Genomic DNA, 16,815 nt, shown 5'->3' with positions numbered 1-16,815 from the left:
GATGTTGAAATTTATTAGTAACAAAGGAGGAGGAGAGTCAGTAGATTTTGAAACAGCAATATTAGATGGTTTTGCAGTAGATGGAGGATTGTATGTGCCAGAAGAATTACCTGAGATTACCTTAGATCAATTAAAAGAGTGGAAAGGTTTAGGTTATGTAGATTTAGCATTTGAAATATTATCCTTGTTTATAGATAGGTCAATAGTATCAGAAGAAGAATTAAAAGACATACTTAAAACAGCTTATGCGCCTTTTGAAAAAGAAGAAATAATTCCTTTGTATCCATTAAAAACTAGAAAGGATACCTTTATAATGGAATTGTTTTATGGACCTACAATTTCATTTAAAGATGTAGGTTTAGCATTCTTAGTAAACTTGGTTAATTTTTTCTTAGAAAGAAGAAAAGAACATCTTTCAGTAATTGTAGCCACTACGGGTGATACAGGGCCAGCTACAGCGTATTTTGCAGCAGGAAAATCAAATATAGACGCTTGGGTATTATATCCAAAGGGATTAATTACAGAAGAGCAAGAGCGTCAAATGACAACTTTACAACATGCAAATATACATCCAGTAGGAGTAGCAAATTGCCCCGATGGAGGAGATGATTTGGATGCTGTTATTAGTAAGTTTTATGCCAATAAGACTTTTAAAGAAAAATTGAATTTATCGAGTGTGAATTCAATTAACTGGGGACGAGTAATGATGCAAACGGTACATTATTTTTATGGCTATTTACAAGTGGTGGATGAAGTAGGAGAAAAAGTAAATATGTCGGTGCCTTCTGGAGGATTTGGAAATTTATGTGCAGGAAGTTTAGCAAGAAAAATGGGACTTCCAATTAAATACTTAGTTGCAGCAAATAACAAAAATGCTTGTTTAGATCGTATTTTTTCAAAAGGAGAATTTACAAAAGAAGCAATCCATGAAACAGCTTCATCGGCAATAGATATTTTAATTCCGTTTAACTTTTGGAGGTACTTATATTTTAGTATTGATAAGGATGCTGAAAAAATAAAAAATTGGATGGATTCTTTTAAAGAAACAGGCAACTTAAAGTTTGATGAAGAAACTTTTGAAACTTATAAAAAAGGATTTTTATCAAATAGTGCAACCGATGTAGAAACGCTTACTTTAATAAATGAAATTTATACAAGTGAAAACTACTTATTAGATCCTCATGGAGCGGTTTCTCTACAAGCAACAGATGTGTTAAAACAGCAGTTAGGAAAGGAAAAATTAATTTGCTTAGCTACAGCACATCCTGCTAAGTTCCCAGAAACAATAAAGAAAGCTTTAATTACAAAAGAGCTACCTACGCAAGCAACTCATCAGAGTATAGAAATAGCTAAAAAGCGTTGTGAAAAGGTGTATTTATGTGATTACGATCATTTAGAGGAAGCGTTGATGCATGCAATGGAAACAAATTGGGATTTAACTAAAGGAGCATAATATGGCGCAGTATACAGTTTTAAAGGATAAAGATTTACAAGCCATTTTAAACTATTATGGAATTAATGAAGTAGAATCGTATAATGTGTTAAGTGGTGGTTCAGAGAATACTAATTATTTGGTAAAAACAGCTATCAATAATTATGTGCTAACAATTTGCGAACAAAAATCATTAGAGCAAGCAACAGAACTAGCTAATTTATTAGTGCATCTGAATAAAAATAATTTTTCAACATCTAAAATAATTAAAACAGTAAGTAACAGCTTTGTGCCAGTTTGGAATAATAAACCAATTATACTTAAAGCATATTTGGAAGGAGATATTGTTGAAGATTTGTCAGAAGATATTTTAATTTATTTGGGAAAAGAATTGGCAACATTACACCAAGTAAAAACACCAGAATATTTATCAGAAACCGTTAGTTATGGAATCGAACGATTTGATGAAGTTAAAGTATATGCACCAGAATCTACCTTTTATAAATGGTTAAAAGAAATTCAAGAGTATATAGAAAGTTACATTAATACTGATTTGCCAAAAGCACTGATTCATAGTGATATCTTTTTTAATAACATTATTATAAGCAAGGATGGAAAAAAAGCTACTATTATGGATTTTGAAGAAGCTAGTTATTATTATAGAGTGTTTGATATTGGTATGATGATTATTGGTACCTGTGCAGAAGGTGAAGAATTGAATTCAAAAAAAATGAAGAGTTTATTGGAAGGGTATGAAAGTAAAATAAAACTGTTAGACCAAGAGAAAAAAGCATTGAAGGCATTTACAGTTTATGGAGCAGCGGCAACAGCTTTTTGGAGGCATCAGAATTTTAATTATGTGAATATAATTCCCGAAAAGAAAAACCATTATATAGCGATGAAAAATTTGGCAGATTTTACTCGAAGTTTACCAGATAGCTATTTTGTATCATAAAATAAGGCTTGGATTATCTAAAACTCCAAGCCTTATAATTACTATTTGCTTCTAATTTTGTTTCTATATCATCGGGTAACTCAGGGAAAAAATCAATATTAGTTTTTCGCTCAATTTCATCAATAGAAACAACAAAATTATATAAAGGTAATTTACTTTCTTGATGAGGTAATAAAAAAGCAATGGCTTTAATTTCTGGTTGAGTATAGTCTAAGATTATTTTATAAAATTCATTAGGAACACTCACTTTGTCTTTACCTATGGTTTTTAAATTAGGTTTTAAAATACCACCAGTAACCACATATAAATGCTCGTACTTCTTAGCCCAATAACGAGTTTTTTGTTCTAATTTATTCCAAATCCCAGCATTAAAATCGTGTTTTTGAGGACTTACATTAGAAGTATAAAAAGTTTCATCATGTGCTTCTTTAGAATAACGCTTATCTGCAGCTGGACAAAGATGACCTTTGTCATATCCAGAGTTTTTATAATTTCTCCAACTAGCCGATTTTGTTCTTACTTTAGGATCATCAATAAAAAATGGACGCTTAAAGTTATTATAAACAATATCTTTTTTGTCTAAAGAATAAGCAACCCATTCTGCTTGCTCATGTTGCTCGTTGTATGATAATTGATAACCATTATGCTTAATAATGGCTCCCGTTGTTGAAGTTGGTAGAAAATTAAAACTTGTGTTACTCGATTTGGTAGTCTCTTCAGTTGAGGTGTGAGTAGGAGTTTCTTTTTGTTTTAACCAATAAGCAATGATAAAAACAGCTATAGAAACAATAAGTTTTATTTTTCTTGAAGTACTCATCTAACTTTTTAATACAATTTCTTTAAAATCTTCAGTTTTTTCAACTTCATTAAAAATAGTTTGAAACTTAACAGGTGGTTCAGTTAATTTTCTTTTTACTAAGTCTAACCAAGCACCATAAACAGTAATAATAGCAGAAAGCTTACCTTCTTCATTAAAAACTTCATGTTGAATTTTCCAACGCTCACCTTTACTAGATAAACCAATAACTTTTAAGTTAACAGTAATATCAGTACCCATATGTATTTCACGCAAAAACTTGGTGTTTTCTTCAAATAAAATAGGGCCAGTATTTTCCTTAGAAAAATCTTGAATGGTAATATTGTGCTCTTTAAAAAAACGCAATCTTACTTCCGCAGCATAATCATTATATGCGGTATGACGCATGTGTATGTTGGCATCAAAATCTGCCCATCGTGTTTTAAATTGTACACTAAAACTCATTTGTAATTTTTTTTGAAAAACGAAAGTACAAAATTAAAGTATCAGCTGTTAAGATTTAACATCTAAAGCATCGCGGAGTGTATTGCCAATAAGCATAAAAGCCATTACCAAACTCATAATTGCTAATCCAGGAATTATAGCTAGAAAAGGCTTACCAAGAATAATGTAGTTATAATGATTTTTAATCATAGCACCCCAAGAAGGAGTTGGAGGTTGCGCACCGATACCTAAGAAACTTAAACCGCTTTCAATTAAAATGGCAGCAGCAAAATTAGCTGCAGATATAACAATAATAGGAGCTAAAATATTAGGTAAAATATGTTTAAAAATAATTCTAAAATCAGAAAAACCTAAAGCCTTAGCTGCTTCAACATATTGTTGTTGTTTAGTGGTAATTACTTGTCCACGAACCACACGAGCTACTTCCACCCACATAGTTAAACCTACTGCGATAAACACTTGCCAAAAACCTTTTCCTAAGGCTAATGTGATTGCAATTACCAATAAAAGAGTAGGGATAGACCAAGTAATATTGATAACCCACATAATAAAATCATCTATTTTTCCACCAAAATATCCAGCAATAGCACCAATTGGAATTCCAATTAAAAGAGAAATAAAAACAGCTATAAAACCAATGAAGAAAGAAATCCTAGCACCTATTAATAATCTGCTTAACAAAGCACGACCATATTTATCGGTACCAAACCAAAATGTTTTTTGTTCAATATATTCTTCAGGAGTATTATTGAATAAAGAAAGAGGATATGTTTTAGTTAAGTTATCAGAGTATTTTACAACTTCTAGAAGGTTGTTTTGTACAGAGTAAGATTTGATAGGGACTTCAGTGTTCGAATTTTGTTTCCCATTCATAAAAATGGAAAACCAAGATTGACTGTTTTCCTTTTCAGAAGGAATACTTAACATTTGAACAGAAAACCCAGGAGGTTTTGAATGAATTTCTAAATGCATCTGATTAGCAGAATTACTATTGTCTGGTGCTAAAACATAGCAAAAAACTGCAGTAAAACCGCAAAGAATAATAAACCAAAAACTAAACATTCCTGTTTTACTTTGCTTAAATTTTTGGATAGCAATTTGCCAAAGAGAATTAGAATTCTTCATGAGTCGAAATTAGATATTGGTAATTTCTTCACCAACTTTTAAGTTGAATTTTTTTCGAAAAGCATAAACTAGTATATAAAGTATTGGAGTATCTATAGCTGCAATCATAATTTTAAAAATAACACCACTAATTAAAAGACCTCCAAATTTATCCCAAGCAATGATTTCAAAAGAGCATAATAGTAAAAGTACAGTAAGAGTATCTATAAACTGTGATGCAAACGTAGAAAAGTTATTACGTAGCCATAAATGTTTCCCTTTGGTAAAGTTTTTCCAAAAATGATAAATTCTAATATCAATAAATTGGGCAAATAAGTAGGCAAGCATTGAAGCTAAAACAGCTAAAGGAGTTGCTCCAAAAACTAAATCAAATGTACTATTATTTACTGGAGACCATTCCGTAGCAGGAGCATATTTACCTAAATATATAATTCCTAACGAAAACAAAGAAGCAAAAATACCAGCAATTACTACTTGGTTTGCCTTTTTTTTACCATAGATTTCAGATAACACATCGGTAATTAAAAAAGTAATAGGGTATGGAAGTAATCCAACAGATATTTCAAAAAGTTTTACTCCAAAAATTTCCATATCAAATGGGTACCAGTAAAAAAACTTTTGGAAAATAAGATTAGAGGTTACTAACGAAGCAATAAATAAAGCGGCTAAAATAAGATATATTAGCTGAGCTTGGTTTTTCTGTTGTGTAGTCATAGAACGAAGTTACTAATTAATAATGATTTTAAAAATGTGTATGTTTGCAGCATAAAACAAACAACAACCTAATTAGGTGAAATTGATATAGTAATTACACCATTCAATTAACAAAAACAGAAAATAAAAGATGAAAGCATATATTTTTCCAGGTCAAGGAGCACAGTTTACTGGGATGGGATTAGATTTATATGAAAAATCTCCACTAGCTCAAGAACTATTTGAAAAAGCAAATGAAATACTAGGATTTAGTATTACAGATATAATGTTTGAAGGAACTGCAGAAGAGTTAAAGCAAACTAAAGTAACACAACCAGCGATATTTTTACATTCAGTAATTTTAGCAAAAGTATTAGGCGACGATTTTAAACCTGAAATGGTAGCAGGACACTCTTTAGGAGAATTATCTGCTTTAGTAGCTAATGGAGTGTTGTCATTTGAAGATGGATTAACATTAGTTTCTAAAAGAGCTATGGCAATGCAAAAAGCATGTGAGATACAACCATCAACTATGGCAGCTGTTTTAGGGTTAGAAGACAAAGTAGTAGAGGATGCTTGTGCTGAAATTGACGGAGTAGTTGTTGCTGCAAATTACAATTGCCCAGGTCAGTTAGTAATTTCTGGAGAAGTTGAAGCTGTAGAAAAAGCTTGTGAGGTTTTAACAGAAAAAGGAGCAAGAAGAGCATTGGTATTACCAGTAGGAGGAGCATTCCATTCACCAATGATGGAGCCTGCACGTGAGGAATTAGCAGCTGCAATTCAAGAAACTACTTTTAATGAGCCAACTTGCCCTGTATATCAAAATGTACCAGCAAAAGCAGTTACTAATCCAGAAGAGATTAAAGAAAATTTAATAGCACAATTAACAGCGCCAGTAAAATGGACACAATGTATACAGGCTATGATTGCTGATGGAGGCACTGAATTTGTTGAGGTTGGTCCAGGTAAAGTTTTACAAGGATTAATGAGAAAAATAGATAGAAGTGTTTCAGCTAGTGGAGCTAGCTTTGAAGCTTAAAAAAATTTAAAAAGCCGCTTATAAAGCGGCTTTTTTTATGCATCATTTTTATTGGGAATAAGAGTGTCAATTTCTAAATAAGGTTCATTAAAGTTACTCAAGGCAAAGGCAGCAGCTGAAATACCAAAAACAGAATAATCTAAAGGAGGTTTTATGCCTAAAGAAAAAGTCATACTTAAACCAAAAATTAAAAGTAACACTCCACTAAGTTTAGCTGTTAATTGAGTTTTATAACCTAATACTAAGCAAATAGCGAAAACAATTTCTAAAATTGTAGCTATAATAGCTATGCTAGGAATTATAATTTTTGGAAACCAAGGGGTTATTAAATGAGTAAAATCAACAAAAGAGTCCCAGTTTCCCCAAGTAGAAATTTCTTTAGAGTAAAGTCCAAAACGATCAGCAACAGCCGATAAAAAACCAAATGCTATGGATAGCCGTAAAAATAACTTCAGATATTTATTTTTCATTTTGACTTACTTTGTAATTTCCAGGAGTAAATTTAAACGACTTCATTAAGCGAGTCCAGCTATTAATTTGAGCAATTGCCAATGTTAAGTAAGCTATTTCTTCTTTCGTAAAATATTTAGTTAAGTTTTGAAAGAGTTCTTCAGGTATAGGATCGTAGCTTGTGTGTGTTATAGCATCTGTAAAAGCGAGTATTGATTGTTCTTTTTCAGAAAAATAAGGTGTGCTGTTCCAAATACTAACGGCATGCAATCTAACATCGGTTTCTCCAATATGTTTTAATTCTTTAGAGTGCATGTCTACACAATAAGAACAACCGTTTAAAATAGCTGCTCTGTAGCGGATTAATTCTAAAAGTTGTAAATCGATAGGAGCATTGTTTACATAGTTTTCAACAGACATTAATACGTCAAACATTCCTTTAGGTACTTCGTTGTAAGAGATTCGTTCCATAATTTTATTTTTAAGTGTATTACAAAATTAGGAGTCGAAAAACCGAATCTACTTAAGATATCTTAAGAAATACTTTTTCTTATTTCACTTAAATATTCTGGAGTCATATCTAAATAGGAAGCAATCATGTACATGGGAACTCTTTGCAAGAAATCAGGAATGCTTTCAAGTAGCGTAATAAATCGTTCTTTACTACTTAGGTTTAAGTAATATTCGTTTTTACGTTGTATAGCAATCAATGTGTTTTCTGCAATTTTTCTAAAAAGACGTTCTAATTTTGGAATTTGAACAAAGGCTTTTTCTAAGTTTTCTTTACTTATTGAGAGAATAATTGACTTTTCTAAAGCATCAATTATAAAAGTAGAAGGAGTTTCTCTTACGTAGCTTTCTAAATTGGTAATCCACCAATTTTCAATAGCAAATTGTATTGTTTTATCATTGCCTTTTTCATTAATATAATGGGCTCTCAGTAAGCCTTCAATAATAAAATAATGATGTTTACAAACTTGATTAACATTTAATAGAACATCTTTTTTACTATAAGTATTGACTTCCAAATAAGTAAAAAAAAGATCTACTTCTTTATCAGAAAATGAAGCATACCTATTCATATATTTTTTAAGTTGATGCTTCATTTTCTAAATAAAATTTATTGATTTTCTTGCCACTTCCAAGCGGAAAGTAAAGCTTCTTCAAGTGTTTTTTCTGTTTTCCAGTTTAATTCTTCGTTAGCAAATGTAGTATCAGCATAAATAGCTTTGATATCACCAGGTCTTCTATCTACTATTTTGTAGTTTAATTTTTTGTTGGTGGCCTTTTCAAAAGCATTAATTATTTGCATAACAGAGCTTCCCGTACCAGTTCCTATATTAAATAGTTCAAAGTTTTTCTTATTCTTCTTATTTAATAAACGTTGCAAAGCAATAATATGGGCTTTAGCTAAATCTACAACATGAATATAATCTCTAATAGCAGTTCCGTCCTCAGTAGGATAATCGTTTCCAAAAACAGATAACTGTTCACGAATACCAGCAACAGTTTGTGTTATAAAAGGTATTAAGTTTTGAGGTACACCATTAGGAAGTTCGCCAATTTTAGCACTTGCATGTGCACCTATAGGGTTAAAATATCTAAGTGTAATAGCATTCATACCATAGGCATTACAACTTTCTTCTAAAATTTCTTCTCCAATTTGCTTAGTATTAGCATAAGTAGAAGCAGCTTTGTTAGAAGGAGTACTCTCTGTAATAGGAAGTTTTTCAGGAGTACCATAAGCCATACATGAGGAACTAAAAATAAAATTATCAATATTTCGATCACGCATTTCTTGCAATAAATAAACTAAGCTCCCAATATTATTTTCATAATAATCTAATGGTTTATTTACACTTTCACCAACAGCTTTAAAAGCAGCAAAATGAATAACACCATCAATGGTATTATGGTCAAAAAACTTTTTTACATCTGCTTTTATTCGTAAATCTAATTGATGAAAATCTGGTTTTGTACCTGTAATAGAAGTAATATTATCTAAAACTTCAATTTTAGAGTTGGATAAATCGTCAATAATTACTACATCAAAACCTTCATTTTGTAATTCAACTACAGTATGTGAACCTATAAAACCTAAGCCTCCTGTAACTAATATTTTTTTCATAATGAGCTATTTTTCAAAATTGGGATTTTTAATCTTTAAAAGATTGAATATTTTATCTTCCTTGGGGGCTAGAAGTAATAAATAAAATAAAAGAATTACTCCAAATAAAAGAAAATCTGGTTTTAAAAATAAAATTAGAAAACACGCAGCTTCTAGTATAATCCATTTAACTACGGAAGCACTTTGAAAGATTGCAAATTTTTCATCATCAGAAGTGTCTTCTTTTATTTTATTGAGAATATTTCTAAAAATAAAATTACTTGAAACATAAGCTAGTGCTGGAATAAATGAATAAATTAAAGAGGAGTCATCTATTTCAAGATTTAAGATGTTTTTAAAATCTCCAATTAAAAAATACGCAAACGTTACTCCAGCTACTAAGACTAAATGTATTATTTTAAGTGTTTTTATTTTCTGATTCATAGCGAGCATGTGTTACCCCACAAATTCATTTACAGTTTTAGTAATAAATGACAATTGTTCCTCACTTAATTCAGTGTGCATTGGTAGGGAAATTACCTCGTCTATTAATTGATTTGTAATTGTAAAATCATCTTCATTATAACGATCGTCCTGATATGCTTTTTGAGCATGTAACGGAACTGGGTAATAAATCGCATTTGGAATATTATTCTCTAACAAATGTTGATGTAATTCATCTCGTTTCCCGTTTGTAATTCTTAAAGTATATTGATGAAAAACATGAGTTGAGAAAACACTAATTGCAGGAGTAATAATATTGGCATTAGTAGCAAATGCTTCAGTATAATACATTGCAGCTTTTCTACGAGCGTCGCAATAAGAATCTAGTAAAGGTAATTTTGCTTTTAAAACAGCGGCTTGTACAGAATCTAAACGAGAATTTACTCCTATTACATCATGGTAATAACGTTTGTACATTCCATGATTTACCATTCCTCTTAAGGTGTGTGCTAATTCATCATCATTAGTAAAAATTGCTCCTCCGTCACCGTAGCAACCTAAATTTTTAGAAGGGAAGAAAGAAGTAGTTCCTACATTCCCCATAGTTCCTGCTTTTTTCTTGGTTCCGTCAGAGAAAGTGTAATCAGCACCAATAGCTTGTGCGTTATCTTCAATAACAAATAGGTTGTGTTCTTTAGCAACAGCTAAAACAGCTTCCATGTTAGCACATTGACCAAATAAATGTACAGGTACAATTGCTTTAGTTTTAGGAGTGATAGCTTTTTTTAAAGCTTCGATATCCATGTTGAAAGTATCTGGTTCTACATCAACTAAAACTGGAGTTAACTTTAATAAACCAATAACTTCTACAGTAGCAGCAAAGGTAAAATCAGCTGTAATAACTTCATCTCCTTGCTCTAAACCTAATCCCATCATGGCAATTTGCAAAGCATCAGTACCATTTGCACATGGAATTACATGTTTTACTCCTAGATATTTTTCTAAATCAGCTTGAAATTCTTTAACGTAAGGACCGTTAATATATGCTGATGAATTTAAAACTTCTTGAATAGATGCATCTACAACATCTTTTATGTTTTGATATTGACTTTGTAAGTCAACCATTTGTATTTTTTTCATCTGAAAAATGAATTTTTAGAACATCAAAAATACGAATTAAATTTCTGTTATCTTTGAAGAAAATCAGTCTTAAATGAAGTTATTAAAAAGAGGTCTAAAAATTGTAGTTATTCTAGTTGTTTTATTAATCGTAGGAGTGTGGTTATTTACCAAAACATTACATCCAAAGTATAGTGGAGAGCTCGAATTAGCTGATATTTCAAATAATGTTACTGTGTATTACGACGAAGTTGGTGTTCCACATATTAATGCAGAACATCAAAAAGATGCTTATACAGCTCTTGGCTATGTGCATGCACAAGATAGATTATGGCAAATGGAATTGATAAGAAGAATTGCAGCAGGAAGATTAGCAGAGCTTTTTGGTAAAGATTTAGTAAGAGTAGATAAGTTTTTTTCAGGTTTAGGAATTGAAGAGGCTGCGAATAAAACAATTCAAAATTTAGATAAGAACTCTGAAGCTTATAAAATGACTGAAGCTTATTTAAAAGGAGTTAATCAATTTATAGAAGAAGGAACTACTCCCTTAGAATATTATTTAGTTGGAGTAGATAAAGAAAAATATACCATAAAGGATGTGTATAATGTGTTTGGTTATATGGCTTTTAGTTTTGCAATTGCACATAAAACTGATCCTCTGTTAACCGAAGTAAAAGAAAAGCTGGGAGAGGCTTATATTAATGAGTTGATGAATTCATATCAAGAGAATTTAACAATTAATAAATCAAATAATAAAGAAAAGATTCGAGCAGAGTTATCAGTTGCTGTTCAGGAAATTATGGAAAAACTACCTGTTTCTCCTTTTATAGGAAGTAATTCATGGGTAATAGCTCCACAGAAAACAAAGAATGGAAAAGTAATTTTTGCAAACGACCCTCATATTGCATTTTCACAGCCATCAGTGTGGTATCAGAGTCATTTAAAAACTCCTGACTATGAAATTTATGGATTTAATTTGGCTTTAATGCCATTTCCTTTGTTAGGTCATAATAAAGAATATGCTTACGGATTAACCATGTTAGCAAATGACGATTTGAATTTTTATGTTGAAGAAAATAATCCAGAAAATGCTAATGAATATAAAACATCTGAAGGATATCAAAAATATAAATTAGTAGATAAAACAATTAAGGTAAAAGGAGGAACAGATACAACTTATCAGGTAAAAGTAAGTAAACATGGTCCTGTTATGAATGGCTTAATAGAACATGTTAAAGATGATAAACCAGTGGCGATGAATTGGATTTATACTCAATTGCCTAATCAAGTGTTGGAGGCATCTTATTTAATGTCTCATGCAAAATCAATAGAAGGTTTTAAGAAAGGAGCATCTTATATTCACGCACCAGGACTAAATGTAATGTATGGAGATGCAAAAGGAAACGTGGGTTGGTTTGCTTCTGCAAAATTATATCAGTTAAGAGATAGTCTATCGTCAAGAATGTATCTAAATGGAGCTTCTGGTAAAGATGAAATTCAAGAATATTTAGATTTTAAAGAGAATCCACAAGCAGTGAATCCAACTTGGAATTATGTGTATTCGGCAAATAATCAACCAGATTCAGTAAGAGGTAAATTGTACCCAGGATATTATCAGCCAGAAGATAGAGCTAAAAGGATAGTAGGATTGTTAGAGGCTAAAAACGATTTTACAAAACAGGATGTTGCTGAAATGATTTATGATGTAACTTCACCAGCTGTAGCTGATATCTCTAAAAGTTTATTAGAAGGAGTAGATAAAGAATCATTATCTCCATCAGCAAAAAAAGCTTATTCAGTTTTAAAAAAGTGGAAAGGTGATTACCCTAAAGAAAGTGTTGGGGCTACAATTTACAATAGATTCTTGTATGCGTTTTTAAAAGAAACTTATAAGGATGAATTGGGAGGAAGTTTTCAGTTATTTATAGATACTCAATTACAAGATCAGGTATTGGCTCAGCAATCTAAAAGAAAAGAGTCTGTATGGTGGGATAATATATTAACCAAAGATAAAGTTGAAACTCGAGAAGAAATCATTACAAAGGCTTTTGTAGATGCAGTTGAGTTTTTACAAAATCAATTGGGAGAGAATGTAGATAACTGGATGTGGAAAAGAGTAATTAGTGTAGAGTATGAGCATGCAATAGGAAAAGCTGGAGGAGCTTTGCGTAAATTTTTTAATGTAGGTCCGTTTGAAACTATTGGGGGTAATGAGGTGATTAATAATCAGATTTTTAAATTGGATAGTACAGGGTATTATAAAATTACAGCAGGACCATCAACTCGTAGAGTAATTGATTTTTCTGATGTTGAAAATAGTATAGCTATAGTGCCAACAGGTCAATCAGGAAATGTATTTAGTCCATATTATAAAGATCAGGCTCAAAAGTATGTAGATGGAGAGTTTGTGAAAATGAAAATAAATCAAAAAGAGATTGAAAAAAGTGAAAATAAATTAGTCTTCATTCCAAGAAAGTAATTCTTTAGGGAGGTATTTATAGATTCCTCTATCATAAGCATTCCAGTATAATAATTTATCTTCATGCCAAAAGACATAAACTTGTTCTCCTATCATAAAGGGAGATGAGTGATTGTCGGCATAGCTTAATTTCTGTATTATGTATTCGTTGTTATCTAAATCAATTTTTACGTATGGGTAATTTAATAAGGTGAAATCATTTCTAAAAGGCCTTTTTTCTTTTCTATATTCAAATATAGTTGCTTTTATTTTTTTTGAATTATTTCGAAGTTTTATATGGTTTGTTTTGTTGTAAGTAGTGTAAACTAAAGCTAAGAGAAGAATTATAGGAAGAATATACATAGGGGTATGAGTGGTTTTATTAAGTTTAATTGGTAGGTTTTTCGCTCCCCAACAAGTTAATGTTCTCTAATTATAAATTGTACTACTTTCCATTTTTTTACCTCTTCATAAATAAAATCTTGTTTGTCTGGACCATTGTAAGTTCCAGATATTTCGTATTGTAAATTTGAGTTAGGTTCAGATAAAATGGTATGAAAATGAAAATCTGTTTTATGAGAAATGTTAGGTCGTAATTTCTTTACTTCTTCATAAGTCATTCCAACTTTTACTCCATACATGTCTTCTAAATTCGTTTGAGCATTAATTTCATTAATAATACAAGTTTTTTGCTCATTCATAATGAAATTAAGAATAGTATTATCTTTTGAGACTTCAAAATAACGATAATCAGGTCCGTCTTGTTGACCAACTTTAGAAATAATAGTGTAAGAAGGAAAGGTAGTTTGTAGATTGTCTATCGTAATACATTCTTGTAAGTTAATGTTGTTGATACCATTATTGGTAATGGAAAATTCAGTAGTTTTTTTAGAAGTTTTCTTTTGTTTACAACTTATTGTAGTTGATATAATAAGTACAAGAAAAAATAATAGCTTTTTCATGTTATATTTCTTTATAAATTTCGTTAAAAGGAATTCTAAAACGTTCGCCATAAACACCTTCAGGTTTTCGAATACCGCATGAAACAATCATATTGATTTCTGCACTACTTGGTATGTTTAATAATTTTTTAACTCTCCAAGTGTCTGAGCCTTCCATAGGGCAGGTATCGTAATTTTCAGCTGCCATAGAAAGCATAAAGGTTTGAGCTGCTAACCCACAAGTTTTATGAGCAACAATGCGCATGTCGCTATTGCGGACTTCTCGATATATTGGTCGGAACAATCCAGTAATTAAAATCATTAAATATTTAAAGAAACCTAAAATCCCCATAAAGTCAGCGTAAGCAAAAGGTATAATTTTACCATAATAGTTACGAGCTACTTTTTCTCTACTGCTTTGTTCAGATTTTGGATTGTTTTTACCAAAAGTTTTATCCATAAAAGATAAGTTTGCTTTGGCTCGTTTTCGCCATAAATCCTTGCGAACTACAAAAACAACTAATTGCTGTGCAGTTTTTGCAGCATTTTGATTAAAACATAAAGGAGCAATTTTAGCAATTGTTTCTTTAGAGGTAATATGATAAAATTCCCACAATTGCATGTTGCTACTTGTTGGTGCTAAGCTAGCTTGTTGTAAGCATTTTTTTACGATAGCACTGTCGATAGTTTTTTCAGGGTCATATACTCTTACAGAGCGTCTATAGCTAATAGCTTCAGATACTGTTTTTTCATTTTTAAGGTTCATATGATGTTGAGTCTTTTTTAGCAGGTTGAATAGGGGGTAGTTTTGAGTGTTTCCAAAATATTAATCTAGGGAAATCATTTTCATTTAATAATTTTTTTTCTTTTTTAGTTAAGTGTTTATATGGCTTATTAAACCATTCTTTGGCTAAATATTCTTTGTATTCTTTAATTGCTTTGGTTAGTTCGATTATGGTTTTTTGAAAATAAGGATTGGAAATGCTCTTGGGTAATTTTAATTCAAACATTCCTTTTGAAATTAAGTAATGTTGATTTGTGTTAGGGATTTTAATTTCTAATAAGTTTTTATTTTCTTTTGAGATACCATTAACAAGGTAGTTTAAAGCTATATTTTTTATAGAATCATAGTTTATAATGGAGTCTTGGCTGAATAAATGATTCTTTGAATATGAATCAAAACTTAAATTGAATCTATAGCAGCCTCCAGCATCAAATAATGAGATAGATTTATTTATAGCTTCCTCAGCTTTTTTAGATTGGGGGTAATCTTGGATAAATAAAATATAGTTACTCCATTTCTTAGAGTTGGATATTTTATTCCAATCTTTTTGTTCGGTGATTTCTTTTTTATCGCATTGAAGAATAAGAAAAAATCCAAATAAAACTAAATACTTAAATCTGAATTGAATTCTACCCAAACTTCATTAGTGATTTTAGCTGTTTTAACTTTCCTTTGTAAGGTGCATATCTAGTAGGTATGTCTAACCAGTTTCCTCTTGTAACAACTCCTTTGTTGTGAGAAAAAGTGTCAAAAGTTTGTTTTCCATGATATCCTCCAATTCCACTTTCACCTACACCACCAAAAGGTAACCTATGATTTGCAAAATGAATAGTCGTATCGTTTATAGTACCACCTCCAAAAGAATAAGTTGCTATTATTTTTTTTGCAAAACGAGTACGAGTTGTAAACACGTATAAGGCTAAAGGTTTGTCGTAATTAGCTAAAATTTTGGCTATATCTTCTTCGTTTTCATAAGAGATTAATGGAAAAATAGGTCCGAAAATTTCACCTTTCATCACCTCACTGTCTAAGCTCGGTTCATCAATAATGGTTGGAGCAATATATCTATCTTCTCTATTGGTTTGTCCACCAATAATAAAATTTTCATTATCAAGCATTAGAGCTAAACGGTCAAAGTTTCTGGTGTTTACAATTCTTGGGTAGTCCTCAGACTTCTGAGGATTTTCGCCATAAGCTTTTATTAACTCCTCTTTAAAGTGAGTAGTGAATTTATCTTTAACCGCTTTGTGAATTAGTAAATAATCTGGGGCAATGCAAGTTTGTCCGCCATTTAAAAATTTACCCCAAACCAATCGTTTAGCAGCTAGCTTTATATTAGCAGTTTCGTCAACAATACATGGACTTTTTCCTCCAAGTTCTAAAGTAACAGGAGTAATGTGCTCAGCAGCAGCTTTTGCTACTATTCTTCCCACAGGTACACTTCCTGTAAAGAAAATATAGTCCCATCGTTGCGCTAACAATTCTTGAGCAACATCCACACCACCTTCAATTACAGCTACATGATTTTTGTCAAAAACAGCTTCTACTATTTCTTTGGTAATTTTACTTACATGAGGAGTGAGTTCTGAAGGTTTTAAAACTACGGTGTTTCCAGCTGCGATAGCACCCAATAAAGGAGCAAAAGCTAGTTGATATGGGTAGTTCCAAGGAGCAATAATTAAAACAATTCCATAAGGTTCTTTGTAAATTTTTGCTGATGATGGAAAATTCAATAAAGAAGGTAAAACTCTTTTAGGTTTGCTCCAAGAATGAATATTTTTAATAGCCATTTTTAATTCAGCCAACACTATGGAAGTTTCGGTCATTACTGCTTCGTATTCAGATTTTTTAAAATCATCATGAAGAGCTTTTATAATGTCGTCTTCTCTTTTAATAATTTCTTTTTGAAGCCTTTTTAAAGCATCTTTTCTAAAAGAGATATCCTTAGTGTGTTGTTGAGAAAAATATTTTTTTTGTGACTGAACGAGGTCTTTAATATTCATAAAG

General features: G+C 31.0%; 19 protein-coding genes. 4 read left to right on the top strand and 15 right to left on the bottom strand.

The features are described 5' to 3' along the window. Nucleotide 1: 1 nt before the first annotated feature. Both thrC and F7018_RS15630 read left to right on the top strand, forming a co-directional pair. Complete coding sequence (gene thrC, locus F7018_RS15635; RefSeq protein WP_150901038.1) at nucleotides 2–1,453, top strand: threonine synthase; 1,452 nt, start codon at nucleotides 2–4, stop codon at nucleotides 1,451–1,453. A gap of 1 nt (nucleotide 1,454) precedes the next feature. Beyond that, the gene (locus tag F7018_RS15630; protein ID WP_150901037.1) at nucleotides 1,455–2,387 is read left to right on the top strand and encodes a phosphotransferase; all 933 of its coding nucleotides are present in this window, start codon (nucleotides 1,455–1,457) and stop codon (nucleotides 2,385–2,387) included. A gap of 13 nt (nucleotides 2,388–2,400) precedes the next feature. On the opposite strand, the gene F7018_RS15625 is transcribed toward F7018_RS15630, so the two are convergent. Genes F7018_RS15625 through F7018_RS15610 form a run of 4 tightly spaced genes read right to left on the bottom strand, consistent with a single transcriptional unit; the run spans nucleotide 2,401 to nucleotide 5,487 of the window. Then, complete coding sequence (locus F7018_RS15625; protein WP_150901036.1) at nucleotides 2,401–3,204, bottom strand: DNA/RNA non-specific endonuclease; 804 nt, start codon at nucleotides 3,202–3,204, stop codon at nucleotides 2,401–2,403. Further along, nucleotides 3,205–3,648, bottom strand: coding sequence for an acyl-CoA thioesterase (locus F7018_RS15620; RefSeq protein WP_150901035.1), 444 nt, complete (start codon nucleotides 3,646–3,648; stop codon nucleotides 3,205–3,207). Nucleotides 3,649–3,696: 48 nt separating this feature from the next. After that, on the bottom strand, nucleotides 3,697–4,773 hold the full coding sequence (locus F7018_RS15615) for an ABC transporter permease (RefSeq protein ID WP_150901034.1): 1,077 nt from the start codon (nucleotides 4,771–4,773) through the stop codon (nucleotides 3,697–3,699). Between the two features lie 9 nt (nucleotides 4,774–4,782). Further along, complete coding sequence (locus tag F7018_RS15610; protein ID WP_150901033.1) at nucleotides 4,783–5,487, bottom strand: queuosine precursor transporter; 705 nt, start codon at nucleotides 5,485–5,487, stop codon at nucleotides 4,783–4,785. A 130-nt stretch (nucleotides 5,488–5,617) separates the two neighbouring features. On the opposite strand from F7018_RS15610, the gene fabD reads away from it, so the two are divergent. Further along, nucleotides 5,618–6,505: an ACP S-malonyltransferase gene (gene fabD / locus F7018_RS15605; protein ID WP_150901032.1), complete on the top strand. Its 888-nt coding sequence runs from the start codon at nucleotides 5,618–5,620 to the stop codon at nucleotides 6,503–6,505. Between the two features lie 35 nt (nucleotides 6,506–6,540). Here fabD and F7018_RS15600 read toward each other — a convergent pair whose 3' ends face one another. From F7018_RS15600 to F7018_RS15575, 6 genes are all read right to left on the bottom strand, one after another. Beyond that, nucleotides 6,541–6,975, bottom strand: a complete 435-nt coding sequence (locus F7018_RS15600; RefSeq protein ID WP_150901031.1) for a DoxX family protein — start codon at nucleotides 6,973–6,975, stop codon at nucleotides 6,541–6,543. After that, nucleotides 6,965–7,426, bottom strand: a complete 462-nt coding sequence (locus tag F7018_RS15595; protein ID WP_150901030.1) for a carboxymuconolactone decarboxylase family protein — start codon at nucleotides 7,424–7,426, stop codon at nucleotides 6,965–6,967. Before F7018_RS15595 ends, F7018_RS15600 begins: the two co-directional genes overlap by 11 nt. Nucleotides 7,427–7,488: 62 nt before the next feature. Next, complete coding sequence (locus tag F7018_RS15590) at nucleotides 7,489–8,061, bottom strand: Crp/Fnr family transcriptional regulator (RefSeq protein WP_150901029.1); 573 nt, start codon at nucleotides 8,059–8,061, stop codon at nucleotides 7,489–7,491. Nucleotides 8,062–8,075: 14 nt separating this feature from the next. Further along, complete coding sequence (gene galE / locus F7018_RS15585) at nucleotides 8,076–9,083, bottom strand: UDP-glucose 4-epimerase GalE (RefSeq protein ID WP_150901028.1); 1,008 nt, start codon at nucleotides 9,081–9,083, stop codon at nucleotides 8,076–8,078. Between the two features lie 6 nt (nucleotides 9,084–9,089). Next, nucleotides 9,090–9,506 carry an MFS transporter gene (locus F7018_RS15580; protein WP_150901027.1) on the bottom strand — a complete coding sequence of 139 codons (417 nt, stop codon included), beginning with the start codon at nucleotides 9,504–9,506 and terminating at the stop codon, nucleotides 9,090–9,092. 12 nt (nucleotides 9,507–9,518) lie between these two features. Beyond that, nucleotides 9,519–10,646 carry a DegT/DnrJ/EryC1/StrS family aminotransferase gene (locus tag F7018_RS15575; protein WP_150901026.1) on the bottom strand — a complete coding sequence of 376 codons (1,128 nt, stop codon included), beginning with the start codon at nucleotides 10,644–10,646 and terminating at the stop codon, nucleotides 9,519–9,521. 73 nt (nucleotides 10,647–10,719) lie between these two features. On the opposite strand from F7018_RS15575, the gene F7018_RS15570 reads away from it, so the two are divergent. Continuing rightward, nucleotides 10,720–13,104 carry a penicillin acylase family protein gene (locus F7018_RS15570; RefSeq protein WP_150901025.1) on the top strand — a complete coding sequence of 795 codons (2,385 nt, stop codon included), beginning with the start codon at nucleotides 10,720–10,722 and terminating at the stop codon, nucleotides 13,102–13,104. On the opposite strand, the gene F7018_RS15565 is transcribed toward F7018_RS15570, so the two are convergent. The 5 genes from F7018_RS15565 to F7018_RS15545 are packed head-to-tail and all read right to left on the bottom strand — an operon-like array spanning nucleotide 13,081 to nucleotide 16,811. Further along, nucleotides 13,081–13,446, bottom strand: coding sequence for a hypothetical protein (locus tag F7018_RS15565; protein WP_150901024.1), 366 nt, complete (start codon nucleotides 13,444–13,446; stop codon nucleotides 13,081–13,083). The genes F7018_RS15570 and F7018_RS15565 overlap by 24 nt on opposite strands. A 56-nt stretch (nucleotides 13,447–13,502) precedes the next feature. Next, nucleotides 13,503–14,045 carry a DUF1131 family protein gene (locus F7018_RS15560; protein ID WP_175578755.1) on the bottom strand — a complete coding sequence of 181 codons (543 nt, stop codon included), beginning with the start codon at nucleotides 14,043–14,045 and terminating at the stop codon, nucleotides 13,503–13,505. A 1-nt stretch (nucleotide 14,046) separates the two neighbouring features. Then, entirely contained in the window at nucleotides 14,047–14,790 is a 744-nt protein-coding gene (locus F7018_RS15555; protein ID WP_150901022.1) for a nitroreductase family protein, read from the bottom strand. Further along, entirely contained in the window at nucleotides 14,780–15,445 is a 666-nt protein-coding gene (locus F7018_RS15550) for a hypothetical protein (RefSeq protein ID WP_150901021.1), read from the bottom strand. Before F7018_RS15550 ends, F7018_RS15555 begins: the two co-directional genes overlap by 11 nt. Continuing rightward, on the bottom strand, nucleotides 15,438–16,811 hold the full coding sequence (locus F7018_RS15545) for an aldehyde dehydrogenase (RefSeq protein WP_150901020.1): 1,374 nt from the start codon (nucleotides 16,809–16,811) through the stop codon (nucleotides 15,438–15,440). The genes F7018_RS15550 and F7018_RS15545 overlap by 8 nt, the downstream gene beginning before the upstream one ends. Nucleotides 16,812–16,815: the final 4 nt, after the last annotated feature.

The sequence above is a fragment of the Tenacibaculum aiptasiae genome (assembly GCF_008806755.1).
In the GTDB taxonomy this organism is placed as follows: Bacteria; Bacteroidota; Bacteroidia; order Flavobacteriales; family Flavobacteriaceae; genus Polaribacter; species Polaribacter aiptasiae.
This window is presented reverse-complemented; position numbering and strand designations above follow the sequence as displayed.